This window comes from Paenibacillus alvei DSM 29, from assembly GCF_000293805.1.
Classification (GTDB): Bacteria; Bacillota; Bacilli; order Paenibacillales; family Paenibacillaceae; genus Paenibacillus_B; species Paenibacillus_B alvei.
In genome coordinates this window covers 566,608-583,358 of record NZ_AMBZ01000004.1, presented here as the reverse complement: position 1 = coordinate 583,358, position 16,751 = coordinate 566,608, and the positions used below count along the sequence as shown (strand labels likewise).

Genomic DNA, 16,751 nt, shown 5'->3' with positions numbered 1-16,751 from the left:
ACTCCAATCATACAGCAGAGTTGCGCTGGCTTCGTAAATAACCTTTCCTTCTTTGCAGCAGCAATGTATGAATGCCTTATAGAACCAGTTGTATTGTCCCTAACCTTGATCTTTGCTTTACATGCCCTTTCTTGTCGAACAATAAATGATACGCATTCTCCTAAGCTCATTATTGGTGATTTCAGCCGAAATCCTCAAGCCTGCCCGTCATGCCGCATATCCTCATATAACCGCCTCCAAGGAAAGTTTGGGCCTGGACAGTTGGCTTTTCTTCTTCCGTCTATCTGAAAATGTCCCAATACATGTTCATAATCTAATGGAATCCAATGTCCCCATTGCTCCATGACATATTGCTGAATATATCGATGCAGATTAAGGCTTGCCAAATATTGCTCCTCGGTAAGAAGCCCGTTCATCCCCTCATGTTCAATTGATACTGCATATAAATTGGGATTGATTCCTTTATCACGTACAATATAGGCAGGAGCAAGCGCTATTCGCTCTCCTTCTAGTCCTTGGGAGAATGCCATGCGTTCTAAACCTACATATTGGTAAATTAAACCGTTTTTGGAGACGATAAAATGAGCGGAAGATATTTTGTTATCCGGACATGTATACCAAGCATCCAGACGAGATATGCTCTGGGCAGAAATATGATTCACAATAATCTGGGGAATTTCACCCTTGCGATCACTTGAATTGGTATACTCATTCCCTCTCCATACAATATTCAGCTGCATCGCAATACCTCCTATTTGTTCAACAGGTACGAATATAGGCCAGCCGCATAACTTTAGAGCCATTATGACCCGGGAAATGATTTTTCCGAACCTACACAGCACAACTCCCGGCACATGACTTCCTGTAAACGAACAACTAACCGCTTATTTGGGAGCGAGTTAACACACAAGGAACACCACTGCCAACTGCACCTGACTGAGACATTCGCTCAATGTATTCCATACCACGTGCACACGGGGTTTTGCATACTTCACACCGATCTGAGGTTACTAATTTCATCGTGTACTCTTCTTGGCCCAACTGCACTGTCGTCTTCTTTTTGCCTTTACCCTTCGTCATGCCGATCACCCGCTTCATGTGCAATTCACGTGACTTGCTACTTACCAACTGAACGCTGATTATTGCATGTTATGCAGGATTTCACACCCTTGCTTGTGCATTTATCCCAGTCATGGTACAGTATAGGCGTAATTTAAGCCTTGTCAGCCAATAGGAGGATAAATATGAACCTTCGCATTCAAATGTTAGGGACAGGCAGTGCATTTGCCAAATCATACTTTAATAACAACGGATTACTCTACGCAGATGAATTCACACTGCTCATCGACTGTGGATTTACTGCACCAATGGCGCTTCACCAACTGAACAAATCGTTCTCCGACATCGATGGTATTCTCATTTCTCACATTCATGCTGATCATGTTGGAGGATTAGAGGAATTCGCCTTCCAAATGAAATTCAAATATGGTCGCAAGCCTAGCTTGTTTATTGCTGCACCGCTCGTGACTGTATTGTGGGAACATACATTACGTGGAGGACTAACCCAAGAAGGAATAACATGCTTGGAGGACGTATTCGACGTATATGCAATTGAGCCTCAGCAGCCATATAAGATTGCTGATGGTCTCATTGTTGAACTGATTGAAACTCCACATATCGAAGGCAAACATAGTTATTCCCTGCTGTTCAATCATACCTTCTTCTATAGTGCTGATATGCAGTTCCAGCCTGAGCTGCTATATAAATTGGTTGAATCACGCGGAGTAACCACTATCTATCACGATTGCCAATTAACAGGCAAGGGGGAAGTACATACGACGCTGACCGAGCTCTTGACGCTGCCTGAATCAATGCAAAGCCGCATTTCCCTAATGCATTATGGGGATGATCGACCCGAATACGAGGGGAAAACTGGTGCTATGTCATTTGTGAATCAGCACCTACTGTATACAATCGAGTAAAATGCCAAAAGAGCACTTTACAGCGACCTATTTAGGTGCTGAAAGTGCTCTTTTACATAACGTGCTTGTTATTCGAAGGACGGCAAATTATCCAAATTGTTACTAGGGTCGCCGTCGGCATCTCCACGAATATAAGTGCCGCCGTCCCTTCCCTTAAATGCATTCACACCTGCAATTTCTCCATTTTGAACGGCTTGGAGAGCTTGCTCATAATTCAATATCCGACCTGCGCTCGTTTGGAACGCCGTCAAATCGCCATCTCCATTTTTTTGAACAGCTACAAATGATTCGCGTTGTGACATTGAACATCCTCCTATCTACGGGCATCAAACTACCTTCAGATGCGATTATAGGTAGGATATCCAAAAAACTCAAAATGATGAGCCGAATTCAACCTACACCATCTATAACAGCTTTTTCTCCATCCGGACATGAGGAATGCCTGCATCTAAGAATGGCTCCTCTGATACCGTTTCATAGCCCAAAGAGTAATAAAACCCTTCCGCTTGGCATTGACCGTCCAATACACATTTCTCAACACCGTGTTTTCGTGCGATTTGTTCCAAGCCCACCATTAAGACTCGTCCAATTCCTTTTCCGCGAAACGGCTTTCTTACTGCAATGCGTTGCATTTTAGCAGTGAATTCATCCAAAAGCTTCACACGTCCTGTCGCAGCATACTGCCCATCCGACATCAGCAGAACGTGAAAGGCTGGAGCTCCCAAGATGTCGTATTCGTCACATTCTTCTTCTTCAGGTACATGTTGCTCAGCCACGAATACCTCTTTACGTATAGAAATACATTCATCCAATTGCTCCTGCGTCCTAACTTCAATGATTTCTGCAGCCACTCCCGCTCACCTCCGAATGAAATGTGCAGCAGCAAATGTATAGTCTCTGAGCTACTGCAAACGAATTTATATTATACCAATAGCGTTGCATTAAATTTCAGACCTAATTACAAATTCTAAATTGTACTAAAAATGTTAAATTATCGACGTCCATTCAAAGAAAAAATCTCCATAATTAGGGGAGCAGGTAGTCCTGTCCAAATCCCTAATCATAGGAGATCGTACATGGACAAGGATACACTACTTTCATCATTTGGTAAATGGGTCGCACCACTAAATGCACAAATCATTTCAGATTGGACGGATAAAACCGGCGAAGATAAGTACGTTAAAAAGCTGCATTCACTGGCCTATCTCTTGATCTTTATGGATGCACAGCTGCAGCAGCGAGACTGTTTACGAACTATCGTTACTGAATTGCAGTGTAACGAAGCGTTCCAGAAAGAACTTGGAATTACGTCCATAAGCACCTCACAGCTATCAAGGAAAAACAACAAGCTTTCCAGTGAGGTTTTGCAAAGCATATTTGCGGATCTGGTCTTGAAAATCAGCGAGCACAGCCGTCCTGCTTCAGGGCGAATCGGCACAGTAAAATTGCTAGATTCCACGACGATGAGCCTATGTTTAAGTAAATACAAATGGGCAACGTACCGAAAAACAAAATCCGGTGTCAAACTTCATTTGCGAGTAACCTTTTGCGATCCGGACACGGTTTATCCAGAAAAGGCAGTGCTTACACCTGCGAAGCCTGCGGATCGTACTCAAATGGATGCTCTTATTGATGAAACCGGAGCCACCTATGTGTTCGATCGCGGCTATGTCGATTACAAGAAGTATGATCATTACTGCAGGGAAGGCATTTTTTTCGTAACTCGTTTGAAGAACAACGCGGTCGTGGAGACGCTCTCCGAATTTCCAGTAGCCGAAAACTCCTTGATCCATCGGGATCAAATGGTTCGAATCGGTAAAGGAAAGAAACAGATGGAAGAGGCATTGCGACTTGTAGAAACGACCGATTTAAAGGGTAAGCTGATCCGCATCATTAGCAATCGCTTTGATTTAACAGCAGAAGAGATCAGTGAGCTGTATCGCAATCGTTGGAAGATAGAAACATTCTTCCGTTGGGTTAAACAGCATCTGAAGCTGACGCGTTTCTATGGAGAGCAAGAGAACGCGGTATGGAATCAGATCCTCATTTGTTTGATCGCATATAGCCTTCAGCTCTTGATGAAAATGGAGCTTGGTACAACGAAGAGCTTATTAGATCTACATCGACTACTTATCTCAATGCTGTATCAGCCCTGGGAAACGTTCAGAGAAGCTGTTTTTCGGAAGCCTGCTCGCACTTCCAAAGGTCGGCAGAAAGTCGTAAAGACCTAAGATTCAGGAAAATAGTTCCTTGAAATGATAGATATTACCAAATGGGCGCGGCTACTTGCTTTCATAGAACCCTTAACTTTTTGGCTTATATGAAAGCAAGAAAACTGTAAATTATTTTATCTGCAACAATATCTTTCCTTTAATATTTGCAGTGGGATTCTTTTATGCAACGCTATTGATATTATACAAAAAAATCATTTTCATGTATAGTTGCAGTAACGGATACGCTTACATTGGTAAGGAGGTACAAGATGGATCCGATTATTGCTACTGTCATCGCTGTTGTCATCATGGTTATCGGCATGGTTCTCTTACTGCTCTACGTGACGAAGAAGGCCTATGCACGCAAATGGGATGCATACGATCCTATGGACGACGCACAAAAGCAATCCAATCATTCCACAACAAGCTCTGACTCATAAAGAATTATACTATATGCTATGAACAGAAGCAGCCCCGGTCGAATCTTATAGATTCGGAAACCGGGGCTGTCAGTTACAACCTTATGTATGGCTACACTTTAAGGATCATACACTTCCTCCATAATCGGCTTGCCATACACATCCTCATAGATAGGAATCGTCCTCTCTGTAGGCTCTAGCAGAGGGTTAGAGCGACTTGCATCGACCACGCTCAACCTTACCCCAATAAGCAAGACGCCAATGATGACCCCTGTCAACATTACCACGCCCAATAAGGCCCATGGTCTTCGCATGATGAATCCCCCGCTTACATCTCATAACTTTACGTATAGCCCCTATTTTCACCGTAAAGTTATCTCCTTAAACATTTCAATTCATCGGTTTATGATTTCATTTCCATTGCTGCCGTCTTCTTCAACTGAGCGCAGCCATACGAATTGCTCATCATGCCTCGTACTATCAAATATGAGCAGACGAGACAAAAACCAGCAAACAACAGCAACCAAACCAAATACCGCTGTCAGCCATACAAATAGTTCAGCTCCCATTTTCAACCCTCCGCTTGTCCTCATTATTAACTTGGAATATCAGTTATACCTTCACTATATGAACTTCTCTGTTACTTTAGTTCTCGATAACACGAACAGACAATAAAAAAGCAACTATCATTACTTACGAATGATGGTTGCTTGATAACTTCGAGAGAAGTCTACATACTGACACAAACTGATAACCACTAAGGCAATCCTGAAATAACAATGCCGCAGCGATTTTTTACCAATTCGCTCTATTTTAGCAAATCTTATTACAGGATTATGTTTGAGAGAAAAGCGTATTGTTTCACTTCGCAAACAAAATAAACCCCCTTGCTTCCAAGGGGGTGGATTAAAATTGTATGGTGATCTGTAGTGGGCTCGAACCACTGACCCCCACCCTGTCAAGATGGTGCTCTCCCAGCTGAGCTAACAGATCATGTCAACAACAATCTTAATATAACATCAATATATTACCATGTCAATTGAGTTAGATCATTTTTCACTTCAACGGCGGACATGTGAACCCCCCTCATTCATATGCCTCTTGTGCTGGCATGACAGCAGTTCACATATCTGCCTATCTTCATTTATATATTAGGTATTTGCCAGTCGATTTCCTGTTCGCCCCATTCACGCAGCTTATTATTAATCTTCGAATATGGCTTGCTTCCAAAGAAGCCTCGGTGCGCTGAGAGTGGACTTGGATGCGGAGCTTGTACAATATAATGCTTCGACTGATCAATCATACTCGTTTTCGCTTGAGCATGACTTCCCCACAGCACGAATATGATTGGGCGCTCTCTTTCATTCAACAGCTCAATAATACGATCCGTGAATTTCTCCCACCCCTTGCCGCGGTGCGAGGCTGCTTGTCCTTGCGCTACAGTCAGCACTGTGTTCAGCATCAGTATGCCCTGATTCGCCCAATGAAGCAAGCTTCCGTTGTTCGGAATTGTCAGGCCTACATCGTCAGCTCCTTCTTTGAACATATTTTGTAGAGATGGCGGCAGCTTAACCCCTGGTTGAACAGAGAAGCTTAATCCATGTGCCTGTCCTGGCCCATGATAAGGATCTTGGCCCACGATAACGATCTTCGTATTTTCATAGGAAGTGGCATTCAACGCTGAAAATATGAGATCATATGGCGGATAAATGACGGCACGCTCGTATTCTTGGCGAAGCCAGCCCCATAGCTGCTTAAAATAGGGCTTTCTTACTTCATCATGCAGCAACGCTGCCCAATCATTCTGTACATGCATCCCCAATGTATTCCCTCCCAAGTTTGTACCAAGTTGTTTATGATAGTTTAGCATTTGAAACTCTTAGCATGCGGCATATGTGAAAACATAAGAATATAAAGCAAAAAACTCCTTACTTGTTCAAGGTCTGAACAGGAAAGGAGTTCTAATCATCAATACGTGGTGCCGAGGACGGGGGTCGAACCCGTACGATGGTCACCCATCGCAGGATTTTAAGTCCTGTGCGTCTGCCAATTCCGCCACCCCGGCACATTTTCCACATCGCAATGTGGTTCAAATATGCGGTCATTGCGCTTCACAAGCTGCTCTTCTACTTCCGATTCAGATTGTTATATATCGCAACCGACAAGATATAATATATCATACGCCTTGTTATGATGTCAACAATAAATTTAACGATGTAAATGTTCGCAAATGAGCAATAGCAACTTCATTATTTTTTCAACAGCAATCGTGTTCATATCTTACGCTACCCATTAATTTCATAGGAATCTTTCGCTTGTATAGTATAACGGAACATTTAGCATCCAGGGGAATTATGGGCTGTGAAACGACGATTATACCTGTCAGCGATGAGATTATCCAAGATAATAATCATACTCGGATCTAGGAATGAGCAGATGCCTATCCTTCAGATATGGACATCCAAATGATTAGTTCCATCATTGCATCAATTATCCGGCATGAGAGCAAGCATTATTATTATGATTACCATATATACAATTACCAAAAAAGAAAAAGCTTCGCTCTAAAAAGTTCTGGACGCCTACGACGCACTGACCAAAGATGAACAGCGTAATCAAGCAGAAGTCTGCCCGCAGATCCCCTGCTGACAGGCATCTTCATTTCTTATGCTTATCTCTCTGCAAATAAAAAACACCTATCTCATTTCTGTTAAGCAATTGCTTAATCATTATGATGAAAGATGCGTCTTAGTACTACTATGTATGAAATTATAATTGGTGGGCCCTGAGGGACTCGAACCCCCGACCAATCGGTTATGAGCCGACCGCTCTAACCAACTGAGCTAAGGGCCCTCACCATTGCAATTTCATGAAGTTTGGTTGCGGGGGCAGGATTTGAACCTACGACCTTCGGGTTATGAGCCCGACGAGCTACCAGACTGCTCCACCCCGCGATATGTTGCGACAACTGAACTTCTTCAGCAGCGACAAGTATTACTATACAATAGGTGCACGTGTTCAGTCAAGAGGAAAATAAAAAAGATTAAAATTATTATACATGATGGTCAGCGAAGAAACCTTACCCCATACTTCCCTCTTCTCGATCGAAATACTTCAATCTCTTTCAATACATCATAGCCATAAATCCATGCATCATGTTCGAGACGCTGCTGCATGCAGCGCGCTTGAAACTTAGAATCAAACAATTTGCCCCAATATACCCAATGCACATGAACACCCCTTTGTTCCAACTTTCAACACACTTTTGTCTCTTCTACTATTCCCATTTATACAAAAAAGAATCGGCGATCTCCCATTGACTGGAATATGCCGATTCTTCCTTTATCCTGCTCTCTTAATCGTGATATACGTTGCCAGGAGGGGTTCCTCCACCGTTCTTCGCCTGGAGGAGAAGCTGATTTCCTTTCGTCTCCCATTCCTTCAAGGCTTCAGATACAGATTTCTTCTTATCAATCACTTGCTTCATCAGTTCAGAGGCAATTTGATTAATCTGCCACAAGTTTCCGTCTCCCATGAGCTTATCCATATCTGTCTTTGTTGGAGGTACCGGCTTCGTTTTATAGAATGCGCTAATATTTATATTCGTACCGTCCTTTGGCTTGATGTATTGCTGACGGGACACCATTTCCCAACTGCTGCGGGAACGAAGCTTCGCCCAGTCTTCACTATTAATGAATTTGATAAATTCCCATGCATCATCTGGGTTGGCTGCTTTTTGGTTGATAGAAAAAATATTATATAACTGCGAGCCGCCAGATACGCCTGGAGCTTCGGGATGTGAAGGCAGCGTCACGACATCCCAATCAAACTTCTTGAAGCCTTTGATTTTATCTGCATTCTTCATGGCATCAGCCAATTCGGTATTAATGTAATTGTAATCGCTAATAGCCATTGCAACCTTGCCTGACAAGAAGTTATCGTGGCTGAATGGATTTTCATTCTCTGGTGCTTGACCTGTCATTTCATTATTGCTGTTGCCCGTTGGAATGGTTTTTTTGATGGCCAGATCACTCACCGTTGTCCATACTTTCTCCCACTGCGGTGTATTTACCGTCATCTTCTCTCCCTTGTCATCGAACATACGGAGATTAAGTGGGGATACATAGTAGTTCAACATGTCGTCGAACACGTCAGATCCGTTGTAACGGTTGAAGCTGAAGCCGTATTTCCGATCTGCTCCATCGCCCTTCGAAAGGTTAGCAGCAAGTGTAAACACTTGATCCCATGTCATATTATCAGTTGGAGGAGCAATGCCTGCATCACTGAACATTTTTTTGTTGAAGAACAGCGCGCTGGATGAGAAAGTAGGTGAAAGACCATATAAATTGTTGTCTCCCATCGTCTTCAGTCCGTCGATTACCGTCGGAACAAAATCGGACAAATCAATTTTATCTTTCTGTACGAGAGGATCGAGCTGCTTCAGCATTCCTTCTTCAACAAGCTTGCGGAACTGGAATGAATCCGTCACAACAATATCAACCGGGTTAGCGGAATTTAACAGCTTCTTCATGGCTTCATAGCGGTCAGGCTGTTTCTTCGGATCGCCTGAGTTATCATACCGCATATCCGATCCGTCAATGGCTGGAACAAGCTCAATGCGGATTCCTTTATGTGTAATCTCAAATGTATCGGTCCATTGCTGACGGAAATAGGTATCATCATATCCGCCGTACTGCATGCCAATACGCAATACTCGCTCTTGTCCTGGTACAACCTCATCCTTATTCGTACATGCAGCCAACATTGGAATAATCATCGTCATTGCCAATGTAACCGTTAATAATTTACGTACCCAGTTTTTTTCATCTGGTTACTCCTCCAATTCCTTAGGTGTGCGGATAATAATTTTATCTCCGTCTAATTCCATCGATGCTTTGTCATGAATATCGAGAGCTTCCAAATACTCCTTCGGCACTTGCAATCGGCCGACACGATCGACTACCACATAGGCCTCATGGTGATCCTGAAGCCCGAATCCTTCCTCACCTCCAGCGGCCAAATTCGGATTACGCTTGATGAATTCTGTGCTGGTTAAGCCATCACGTATCGCAACAACACGATCCACCTTCCCCGCAAGCGATAGGTCATGGGTAACGATTACGACTGTGACTCCTAATTCCGTGCTCATCCGCCGGAAAATATTCATGATCATATCCGAGGTCTGCGTATCCACAGATCCGGTTGGTTCGTCAGCAAGCAGCATCTGCGGACGGTTCGCAAGCGATATCGCAATTGCAACACGCTGCTGCTCGCCGCCGGACAACTGATGAAGCTTATTATTCATTCGATGACTGAGGCCAACCCATTCCAGCAGTTCCTTCGCATATTTGCGATCCATTTTGCCAGCCAGCATCATTGGCACTTCTACATTTTCCAGTGCAGTAAGGTAAGGCAGCAGGTTGCGAGCATTGTTCTGCCAGATAAATCCAACTGTGTCCCGCTTATACTCGACAAGCTCTTTATCTGTTATTTTGAGCAAATCCCACTTGCCAACCTGAACGGATCCGGCAGATGGACGATCCAGTCCGCCGAGAATGTTCAGAAGCGTTGATTTACCACTGCCGCTGTTGCCGATAATCGCCATCAGCTCACCTTGCTTTACTGATAAGTTCAATCCCTGTAGTGCAACTACTTCAATGTCATCTGTTTTGAAGATTTTGACTAGCCCTTCACAATGTATCATCGATTAACGCTCCTCTCCCATCTTCACGGCTTGATGGACGCGTAGACGACGAATATGCATAAATAACAGCGTCGCGCCAGTAAAGATCATCACGCCAACGACGATGTACAGCTGAATCGTATCTCGTGATTCAAATACAATCCGGAATGGCGGAACCTGCATCTTCGAACTTTCTGCTGTTTGCAGGAATGGCAGGAATAAGCGGCTCGCCAGCTTGCCAAGCAAAATACCGAACACGATGGACAGCCCCGCCGTAAATAGCTGTTCCAACAGAAGCATACCGGTCAGCTGTCTGCGCGACAAGCCCATTGCCCGTAAAATACCGAACTGGAGCACACGTCTCGTCAAGTTAAAGAACCAGAACAACAAATATCCAATTAAGGAGATGATGACGGAAATCAAGAAGCCCATACTCAGAATGCCAAATACTCCGCCTCTCGTCGGGTGCTTGCTCTGAGTCGCAAGCTCGCTTCGTACATCCGTCACACTGAAGATTTCAATGCCCTTCTTCTGCAATTCCGTTATAACTGGCCCTAGCTGTGCTTTGTCCTTCATTTTCAACCAAACTTCGTATGGTGTTATTGGCACTTGATCATAAATATAATCTAAGTTCGCAATAAAGAACGGCTTCTCATCGGGATACATACTTGGCCAATAAGGCAATACCCCAACAATTACGAATTCAACCATCTGCTCGCCAAATCCGATAGAGATGGTGTCGCCTTCCTTCAATTGATATTGCTTCGCTACATTGCTCGGTATAATAACAGCAGATTCCGTATATTTTCCGAGTGCATCCAAATAACGGAACGGATGGGTTGGGAACAAATCCTTGCGGAACCAAGCAACTTTGGAGAAGTCGACATTGTCGATCCCCATAATTTCACCTTGACCGATGGAGCGTCCGGAAATAATGACATTCCCCTTCGTTTTCAATACGCGTGCTGCCGCCTCAACACCCGGCATTTTTCGGAATAACTCAAACGGTGGCTCTGTATATATGGTCTTTCCTGCTTTAGGTGGCTGGTTGCCACCGCCTTGCCCTGGGTTGCCGCCTCCACCGCCGCCGTTATTCCCTTTGCCATTATTCTTATCCCGAATGATTTCCTGCTCAGAGTCCCATACAGTTTGCATAACGACATCCGTACCATACTTATACAAGGTGCGCTCTGTCGAGTTAATGTCGATGGTACGGGCAGCAGAGGCATTATATACCCCTAAGCCGAGTGTAAGAATAAGCAGAATCATCAGCGGATAATACGTCTTGGCAGAACGAGACAGCTGTGTCAGCGTCAAATACAGCGGAACTGGCAGCAGCTTCCCGCCAACCCACTGTACGATTTTAAGAATAAGCGGGAACAGACGCAAAAAGAACAGGCCGCATGCAAAAATAGCAAGTGCTGGTACAAAGAAGAGGAACGGCTGTACCTGCAATTGATCAGAGCTTATTCCAGATTGGAATGTCAGCAGCTGCCTTTCATTCAGCATGTAATAGCCATACCCAACCAAGGCCAGCAGCAGTACATCGAGGAACCAGCGCTGCCACACAGGCTTGCGGTCTGATCGTGCCATCTTCTGCTTCAAATTCACGATAGAAGAACGAGCGAAGACAACTGCTGGAATAATACTAGCGAACAAGGCAATGATTACTGCTACTGCACCGAAAATCACAGCATCTGTAGTAAATCCTACTGGAATGGACTTCCGATTTACGAACTCCAGGAAGCCGTTCGCCGAGCCAATTGACTTCGCCATGAACCAGCCGAATATCGGGGCCAGTGCCAAGGCCAGTAATCCCAGAATGATTCCTTCCAATAAATAAAGCCAAATAATTTGCCTCGTACTTGCTCCGCGGCTTCGCAGCACCGCAATATCGCTCTGCTGCTTCTCCAAGGATTGACTCGCATTCATCGCAATATAATAGAATACCATCGCGATCATGGGCGCAGCTAACGTAAACAGCATCATTTGCAGCTGCACACTTTGACTGCGGAACTCATTCAATACTTTTGCGAAGGAAATCTCTACTTGCGTCCCCTTCAACTTCTGGTACAAATCAATATTAAGGCGATCCAGCATAGAGCTCAGTGAAGATAGCTGACTTGTCTTCACCTCTCGCAAATCGAACGCATAATACCAGCTGGATACGGAAATCGGCAGCTTCTTCTGCTCCATCAATTGATCGAAGGTTGCCGGTGTGACGAGCAACGAGTTCATCATTCCTTCCAAGCCTTGGAACCAATAAGCACTCGCTTCATCCTTCGGCTTGAATGTGCCTACCAGCTTTACCTTCAACACGGTATCCGTGCCACTGACCGGATATTCAAGCTCGTCGCCGATATGGAGATCATTGCGATACATGGCTTCTTCCATCATAACTACCTGCAAAGCCCCATTCTGCTCGCCATCTCCATATTCCTTGCCGAGTGTCCATTCTACTCGATCGTTCAAATCTGTCAAAGAGCCTAATGTCATCGTCCGAACACGGCTGGCATCTACCTTGCTCGGATCAACGGGATAGACCTCTGTTCCTCGGAGTGAACGCGCGTTCACAAAGATTTGGGCTGGAAACCCAACCTGCGCCTTCACATCCTCACGTATGTATCGATCAACTTCCTTTAAGTCCTTTGGATCCGTTTTGGTTCCGCCTGTTGCTTGGTATTTGATTGACAATGAGCCGGCAGGCATGGATTCACTATTGTCCTGAAGTGTCTTAGATACGACCCGCTTCAGCGCGCCATCAGCATACATGGGAATACTGACTGTAAAAGATACAGCCACAATGAGTCCTAGCAATGTGCTGAGTGTCAGCCAGCGAGTATTCCACATTTTCCGGTATAGAAACCGCAACAAAGGAATGCCCATTAGCGACCCACTACTTTCTGTCCAGGCTCAAGTCCTTTTTTAATCTCAACTCTTGTAGCATCCTGCTCGCCTATCTCAACGTCAACCTCGCGCTTACCATTCTCATCAACGACCTGTACATAGGTTCTAGCACCAAGTGTTCGCAGCGCAGATGGCGGAATATAGACAACATTACTGCGTTTTTTCGTAATTATAGTAGCGCCAAGCATGGAGCCGCGGTTCACTGTTGAAGGAAGCTTATCTGATAGCGACACGGTTACATATTTATCAATGCGATCCTGTTCAGGCATGTTGCCTTCGCCAGGAATGTTGTTATTCCCGTTGTCCTTGTCCGATGTAGGAGCAGGCAGCGCCTTAACCTTTCCTTTTATGATTTTGCCTGTCGAATTTATGCTTAATTCAACCTCCATGCCAGGGGAAATTTTCTTCAAATCATCCTTCGGTACATCCACAGTCACAACGAGTCGAGATGTATTGGCGATGGTTGCGACAGGATCATATTTTTTTGTCATTTTCCCTTTCTTCGCAGCGACATTAACGACCGTTCCAGCAAATGGAGCTGTAACCGACCCTTTGGCAATATCGTTTTCAACTTCGGCAATCTTTTCAAGGGCCTCTTCGTATGCATTTTGCTCATCTTCGTACTGAATTGGATCCATCTCATCCTTCTGGCGTAGCGTTTCCTTCATCTTCACTTCCAGCTTGCGAAGTTCTCTCCGCTTTGCACGCAGATCCCTTTGCATTTCCTCAACATCAAGCACTGCCAGTACCTGACCAGCCTTAACGTTGTCTCCGTTCTTGACCAGTACATCCTTAATTGGCTTATTGTCCAAGGTGAAGAAGAACGTCTCTTCCTGTTCCGACATTACTTTGCCTGTAGTCTTGACATCAGAAATCCATTCACCCTTCATAACTTCATATTCTGGCTTTTTCGATATTGCTGGCGGCGTAATTGTCGGCAGCGTCTCTTCCTGTTCTTCATCAGGAAGCAAAGAACATGCGGATGTAAGCATCATAACCCCGCACATAAGGATTAGCGCCGATCGACGCCATTTCTTCCTTTTATCTGCACCATTACGAGATGAATTTTCCGTCGACCATTTCATAAACATGATCAGCTACCTCCAAAATTGTAGGATCGTGGGTTGTCATGCAGATTGCGATCTGTTCAGAGCGTATAATTTGCCGGAATACTCCCATGACCTGCGCACCCATCTGTGAATCAAGCTCTGCTGTAGGCTCATCCGCGAGCAGCAGCAGCGGCTTATGTGCAATCGATTTTGCAATCGCAACGCGCTGCTGCTCACCGCCGGACATTTCGAACGGGCGGTGCTTCATTCGTTTTCCAAGACCAACCAATTCCAAGCAATGCTGAACGCGTTCCTTCCATAAATGACGAGGAATGTTCGCCATACGAAGAGACAGTTCCACATTCTCATACGCAGATAACAATGGCATTAAAGCAAAAGCCTGAAATATGAAGCCGATATCATTGCGCCGCGTATAGGTACGCTTGTTGTCGCTCCAAGAAGAGAGCTCCTCTCCTCGGAAGTAAATCTCGCCTTTTGTAGGCAAATCCAGACCTCCGAGCATATTAAGCAGGGTCGTTTTTCCTGAACCGGATCGACCCTTCAGCATAACCAATTGCCCTGGATGTACTTCCATATTTATGCCTTTCAGGACATGCAGCTTTTGACTGCCCACTTGGAAGGATCGTTCCACATCGCGAACTTCGAGGATAGGTTCATCTGCAGCGACAGGAACCGCGCGCGCAGGCCATTCAGAAGATGTTTTTTGTCGTCTATGTATTTCGCCTCATTATTCGCAACATTCTCGTCCTGCTTATGCACTTCGAGATCTGGGGTTGCCTCATTAGCCTCGACCTGGTCTGTCTGCTTCCGTTTGCGAAGCCATTTCATCCTTATATCTGCCCCTTTCTCGGACATGACGTCAAACTCTCCTCAAGTATAAACGAAAGTTTTGCGTGAAAAGTTACAATGTTCTTAACCGTTTTTCTGCAAAAAAGATAAAATTTTTGATTCCTTTTATAAGCGCATTTTGACGATTTATGGATGCTGCTCTAAAAAAAGAAACCTTCTCACTTGGGATGGAAAGGTCTCTAAGAAATGCTGTCTTATATGCTAACAATGATATCAAACTCGTTATCTTTCTAGTTTCCCCATGTTGTTGGATCATGGCGCCATGCTTGCAGCACATCCATATCCGCGGGCTCAATAACACCTTGCTCAAGCGCTGTTTGAATAAGAGCCGAATAATTTGACAGCGTCTGCAGCGGAATTCCCGCTTTTGCGAAGGCCGATGTTGCTTTTTCCAGTTGATAGCTGAAGATAGCCAATACCGCCAAAGGTTCAGCTCCCGCTTCCTTTACTGCAAGCGCCGCCTTCAAAGAACTGCCGCCAGTGGAAATCAAGTCCTCAATGACAACAACCTTTTGACCAGGTCGGATGATCCCTTCAATTTGATTTTGCTTTCCATGACCTTTTGCTTTGTCGCGGATGTAAGCCATTGGCAAGCCAAGCTTGTCTGCCACCCATGCAGCATGGGGAATGCCTGCTGTAGCTGTACCTGCGATGACTTCTGCATCAGGAGCATATTGTTTCACCAAGGAAGCAAAGCCTTCTGCAATGGCGTTTCGAATCTCCGGATAGGACATCGTTAAGCGATTGTCGCAGTAAATCGGGGATTTAATGCCGGATGTCCACGTAAAAGGCTCATTCGGACGAAGCGCTACCGCTTGGATAGTTAACAGATGCTGTGCAATTGTGCGTTCCAGGTTCGTTGTAGTCATTAGTTTAATAGCTCCTTTATAATAGATAGAATTGCTTCGCGCGAATTCGGCGCGGCCGTAATTGGGCGACCGACCACAATATAATCCGTTCCTTGTTCAAATGCTTGTCCAGGCGTCATGACACGGGATTGATCTCCCATTGCACTGCCAGCCGGGCGAATCCCCGGCGTAATCGTTTGGAAATCTTCGCCGCAGGCTGCCTTAATCGCCGTTACCTCCTGAGGGGATGCTACAACCCCATCAAGCCCTGCTTGCTTTGTCAACTTCGCATAGCGAACAACCGTGTCGGCTACATTTCCAGCAATACCAATCTCCTCATTCATGACCTTATCGTTGGTGCTCGTCAATTGTGTAACCGCGATGACAACCGGACGCTTCAGCTCCGGATATTCAGCCAGCGCTGCCTCAACACCTTCAACAGCAGCCGACATCATAGTGGCTCCGCCTCCGGCATGGACATTGAACATATCGACGCCTAGCTTCGTAATACTGTTCGCTCCACCCTTGACCGTGTTCGGGATATCATGCATTTTCACATCGAGAAACACTTTATATCCATTATCCTTCAGTTCGCGAACAAACGCTGGGCCAGCCGCATAGAACAGCTGCATACCTACCTTCATATAACAAGGGATTCCTTGCAGCTGCTGCAGCAGTTCTTTTGCTGCGTCTGCATTCGGATAATCCAGTGCGACCATAATTTTGCCCGCCGCTTGTGCCTCGCTCCATCGCTTGTTCATCTTGACACCTCTTCGCATT

General features: G+C 45.1%; 18 protein-coding genes and 4 tRNA genes. 3 read left to right on the top strand and 19 right to left on the bottom strand.

Translation table 11 applies throughout. The features are described 5' to 3' along the window. Positions 1 to 194 precede the first annotated feature (194 nt). Both PAV_RS16385 and PAV_RS33510 read right to left on the bottom strand, forming a co-directional pair. Positions 195 to 740, bottom strand: coding sequence for an N-acetylmuramoyl-L-alanine amidase (locus PAV_RS16385; RefSeq protein WP_005548141.1), 546 nt, complete (start codon positions 738 to 740; stop codon positions 195 to 197). Between the two features lie 136 nt (positions 741 to 876). After that, positions 877 to 1,098, bottom strand: a complete 222-nt coding sequence (locus PAV_RS33510; protein ID WP_372515480.1) for a hypothetical protein — start codon at positions 1,096 to 1,098, stop codon at positions 877 to 879. 146 nt (positions 1,099 to 1,244) lie between these two features. On the opposite strand from PAV_RS33510, the gene PAV_RS16380 reads away from it, so the two are divergent. After that, on the top strand, positions 1,245 to 1,982 hold the full coding sequence (locus tag PAV_RS16380) for an MBL fold metallo-hydrolase (protein ID WP_005548139.1): 738 nt from the start codon (positions 1,245 to 1,247) through the stop codon (positions 1,980 to 1,982). Positions 1,983 to 2,050: 68 nt separating this feature from the next. Here PAV_RS16380 and PAV_RS16375 read toward each other — a convergent pair whose 3' ends face one another. Both PAV_RS16375 and PAV_RS16370 read right to left on the bottom strand, forming a co-directional pair. Beyond that, positions 2,051 to 2,284 (bottom strand): DUF3892 domain-containing protein, encoded by a 234-nt coding sequence (locus PAV_RS16375; RefSeq protein ID WP_005548137.1) that lies wholly within the window; start codon positions 2,282 to 2,284, stop codon positions 2,051 to 2,053. 102 nt (positions 2,285 to 2,386) lie between these two features. Next, positions 2,387 to 2,833, bottom strand: coding sequence for a GNAT family N-acetyltransferase (locus PAV_RS16370; RefSeq protein WP_005548135.1), 447 nt, complete (start codon positions 2,831 to 2,833; stop codon positions 2,387 to 2,389). A 225-nt stretch (positions 2,834 to 3,058) separates the two neighbouring features. Between PAV_RS16370 and PAV_RS16365 the strand changes: the two genes are divergently transcribed. Both PAV_RS16365 and PAV_RS34725 read left to right on the top strand, forming a co-directional pair. Then, positions 3,059 to 4,213 (top strand): IS4 family transposase, encoded by a 1,155-nt coding sequence (locus tag PAV_RS16365; protein WP_005543483.1) that lies wholly within the window; start codon positions 3,059 to 3,061, stop codon positions 4,211 to 4,213. Between the two features lie 251 nt (positions 4,214 to 4,464). After that, a complete protein-coding gene (locus PAV_RS34725; protein ID WP_005548133.1) occupies positions 4,465 to 4,635 on the top strand; it encodes a hypothetical protein in 171 nt (56 codons plus the stop codon). A gap of 98 nt (positions 4,636 to 4,733) precedes the next feature. Here PAV_RS34725 and PAV_RS16360 read toward each other — a convergent pair whose 3' ends face one another. From PAV_RS16360 to pyrF, 15 genes are all read right to left on the bottom strand, one after another. Continuing rightward, positions 4,734 to 4,928: a hypothetical protein gene (locus tag PAV_RS16360; protein WP_005548130.1), complete on the bottom strand. Its 195-nt coding sequence runs from the start codon at positions 4,926 to 4,928 to the stop codon at positions 4,734 to 4,736. Positions 4,929 to 5,009: 81 nt separating this feature from the next. Beyond that, a complete protein-coding gene (locus tag PAV_RS34720) occupies positions 5,010 to 5,183 on the bottom strand; it encodes a hypothetical protein (protein WP_005548128.1) in 174 nt (57 codons plus the stop codon). 348 nt (positions 5,184 to 5,531) lie between these two features. Continuing rightward, a tRNA-Val gene (locus PAV_RS16355) sits at positions 5,532 to 5,607 on the bottom strand. Between the two features lie 151 nt (positions 5,608 to 5,758). Next, a complete protein-coding gene (locus PAV_RS16350) occupies positions 5,759 to 6,430 on the bottom strand; it encodes a uracil-DNA glycosylase (protein ID WP_187698589.1) in 672 nt (223 codons plus the stop codon). A 160-nt stretch (positions 6,431 to 6,590) separates the two neighbouring features. Then, positions 6,591 to 6,679, bottom strand: a tRNA-Leu gene (locus tag PAV_RS16345). A 711-nt stretch (positions 6,680 to 7,390) separates the two neighbouring features. Continuing rightward, positions 7,391 to 7,467: transfer RNA gene (locus PAV_RS16340), tRNA-Ile, on the bottom strand. A 24-nt stretch (positions 7,468 to 7,491) separates the two neighbouring features. Continuing rightward, positions 7,492 to 7,568 (bottom strand) — tRNA-Met (locus PAV_RS16335). A gap of 111 nt (positions 7,569 to 7,679) precedes the next feature. Continuing rightward, positions 7,680 to 7,844, bottom strand: coding sequence for a hypothetical protein (locus PAV_RS35320; protein ID WP_167549035.1), 165 nt, complete (start codon positions 7,842 to 7,844; stop codon positions 7,680 to 7,682). A gap of 125 nt (positions 7,845 to 7,969) precedes the next feature. Next, a complete protein-coding gene (locus PAV_RS16330; protein WP_005548124.1) occupies positions 7,970 to 9,397 on the bottom strand; it encodes an ABC transporter substrate-binding protein in 1,428 nt (475 codons plus the stop codon). A 48-nt stretch (positions 9,398 to 9,445) separates the two neighbouring features. Then, on the bottom strand, positions 9,446 to 10,318 hold the full coding sequence (locus PAV_RS16325; protein WP_005548123.1) for an ABC transporter ATP-binding protein: 873 nt from the start codon (positions 10,316 to 10,318) through the stop codon (positions 9,446 to 9,448). A gap of 3 nt (positions 10,319 to 10,321) precedes the next feature. Then, positions 10,322 to 13,183, bottom strand: a complete 2,862-nt coding sequence (locus tag PAV_RS16320; protein WP_005548121.1) for an ABC transporter permease — start codon at positions 13,181 to 13,183, stop codon at positions 10,322 to 10,324. Further along, positions 13,183 to 14,295, bottom strand: a complete 1,113-nt coding sequence (locus PAV_RS16315) for an efflux RND transporter periplasmic adaptor subunit (protein ID WP_005548118.1) — start codon at positions 14,293 to 14,295, stop codon at positions 13,183 to 13,185. Before PAV_RS16315 ends, PAV_RS16320 begins: the two co-directional genes overlap by 1 nt. Beyond that, positions 14,258 to 14,992 carry an ABC transporter ATP-binding protein gene (locus PAV_RS16310; RefSeq protein WP_081505759.1) on the bottom strand — a complete coding sequence of 245 codons (735 nt, stop codon included), beginning with the start codon at positions 14,990 to 14,992 and terminating at the stop codon, positions 14,258 to 14,260. Before PAV_RS16310 ends, PAV_RS16315 begins: the two co-directional genes overlap by 38 nt. Before the next feature lie 361 nt (positions 14,993 to 15,353). Further along, entirely contained in the window at positions 15,354 to 15,992 is a 639-nt protein-coding gene (pyrE, locus tag PAV_RS16300) for an orotate phosphoribosyltransferase (protein ID WP_005548113.1), read from the bottom strand. Then, positions 15,992 to 16,732: an orotidine-5'-phosphate decarboxylase gene (pyrF, locus tag PAV_RS16295; RefSeq protein ID WP_005548111.1), complete on the bottom strand. Its 741-nt coding sequence runs from the start codon at positions 16,730 to 16,732 to the stop codon at positions 15,992 to 15,994. Before pyrF ends, pyrE begins: the two co-directional genes overlap by 1 nt. Positions 16,733 to 16,751: the final 19 nt, after the last annotated feature.

Coding starts and splice junctions, on each gene's coding strand:
- PAV_RS16350 (WP_187698589.1), bottom strand. CDS start 6,430: ATGCATGTACAGAATGATTGGGCAGCGTTGCTGCATGATGAAGTAAGA.
- pyrE (WP_005548113.1), bottom strand. CDS start 15,992: ATGACTACAACGAACCTGGAACGCACAATTGCACAGCATCTGTTAACT.
- PAV_RS16320 (WP_005548121.1), bottom strand. CDS start 13,183: ATGGGCATTCCTTTGTTGCGGTTTCTATACCGGAAAATGTGGAATACT.
- PAV_RS16365 (WP_005543483.1), top strand. CDS start 3,059: ATGGACAAGGATACACTACTTTCATCATTTGGTAAATGGGTCGCACCA.
- PAV_RS33510 (WP_372515480.1), bottom strand. CDS start 1,098: ATGAAGCGGGTGATCGGCATGACGAAGGGTAAAGGCAAAAAGAAGACG.
- PAV_RS16325 (WP_005548123.1), bottom strand. CDS start 10,318: ATGATACATTGTGAAGGGCTAGTCAAAATCTTCAAAACAGATGACATT.
- PAV_RS34720 (WP_005548128.1), bottom strand. CDS start 5,183: ATGGGAGCTGAACTATTTGTATGGCTGACAGCGGTATTTGGTTTGGTT.
- PAV_RS16375 (WP_005548137.1), bottom strand. CDS start 2,284: ATGTCACAACGCGAATCATTTGTAGCTGTTCAAAAAAATGGAGATGGC.
- PAV_RS16315 (WP_005548118.1), bottom strand. CDS start 14,295: ATGTTTATGAAATGGTCGACGGAAAATTCATCTCGTAATGGTGCAGAT.
- PAV_RS16360 (WP_005548130.1), bottom strand. CDS start 4,928: ATGCGAAGACCATGGGCCTTATTGGGCGTGGTAATGTTGACAGGGGTC.
- PAV_RS16385 (WP_005548141.1), bottom strand. CDS start 740: ATGCAGCTGAATATTGTATGGAGAGGGAATGAGTATACCAATTCAAGT.
- PAV_RS16380 (WP_005548139.1), top strand. CDS start 1,245: ATGAACCTTCGCATTCAAATGTTAGGGACAGGCAGTGCATTTGCCAAA.
- PAV_RS34725 (WP_005548133.1), top strand. CDS start 4,465: ATGGATCCGATTATTGCTACTGTCATCGCTGTTGTCATCATGGTTATC.
- PAV_RS16330 (WP_005548124.1), bottom strand. CDS start 9,397: ATGACGATGATTATTCCAATGTTGGCTGCATGTACGAATAAGGATGAG.
- pyrF (WP_005548111.1), bottom strand. CDS start 16,732: ATGAACAAGCGATGGAGCGAGGCACAAGCGGCGGGCAAAATTATGGTC.